This is a genomic window from Cellulomonas biazotea (assembly GCF_004306155.1).
In the GTDB taxonomy this organism is placed as follows: Bacteria; Actinomycetota; Actinomycetes; order Actinomycetales; family Cellulomonadaceae; genus Cellulomonas; species Cellulomonas biazotea.
This window is the reverse complement of sequence record NZ_BIMR01000454.1, coordinates 1-887: the sequence shown is the minus strand read 5'-3', so window position 1 is coordinate 887 and position 887 is coordinate 1. Positions and strand designations below refer to the sequence as shown.

Here is an 887-nt window from a genome sequence, read left to right as displayed (position 1 = left end):
TCCTCGAGGTGCCCGCACGCGTCGGCCAACCGGTCCTGCCAGTACGCGACGACGCCCCGGGCCAGGTGCGCGGGCGCGAGGACCGCGGACCCGCCGACGCCCTGCTCGAGGACGTCCGTGGCCGTCGCGTCGGCGACCGCGAGGTCGTCGGTGTCCGCCAGCAGCAGCGCGTGCTCGGCGCGGCACGCGGCGGCGACGGTCGGCAGGCCGGACGCGTCCGCGACGGCTGCGCCGTGCACCAGGTGCGCCGCGGCGTCCGCGGGATCGCCGCCCGCGTGGGCCTGCGTGCGGCCGACCAGGTAGAGCGCGAGCGCGCGGGTCCGGGGGTCGACGTCGTCGGCCTCGAGGTCCGCGACCACCGCCTCCTGGGGGTCGGCCGCGTCCGTGCCGCCCGCCGAGGCGTCCGACGCGTCGTCCACGCCCTGTCCGTCGGCACCGCCCGCGACTGTCGCGCCGGCGGACGAGGTGACGCCTGCGGCCGCGACCTCCTCGGGGACGGCGCGCAGCGCGGACGTCAGCACACGCGCGAGCACGTCGTCGTCCGCACCCCACGACTCGACCGCGCGACGCACCTGCGGGAACACCGCCACGTCGCCCCGGCCGTCCAGCACGTCCGCCGCCGCCTGCGCGAGCAGCACCCACGCGTCCCGGCGCCCCTGGCCGACGACCAGCGCGCACAGCCGACGCAGCAGCGCGGTGTCGCCCGCGACGAGCACCTCCGGCCAGTGCGCGCGCAGGACGTCGACCGCGAGCGCACCGTCGCCCGCGGCGCACGCGTGCCGGACCGCACCCGCCCAGTCCGTGTCGCGCCGGTGCTCGGCGACCGCCCGGTGCGTCCGTGCGAGCGCCCCCGGGTCGCGGCGCGACTGCAGCACCCGGCACTGCGC

The 887-nt window shown here is 79.6% G+C and carries 1 pseudogene; it reads right to left on the bottom strand.

Going from position 1 to position 887, the window contains the following annotated elements:
• Positions 1-887 (bottom strand): annotated as a pseudogene (locus CBZ_RS21235) (hypothetical protein); the annotation flags it as partial.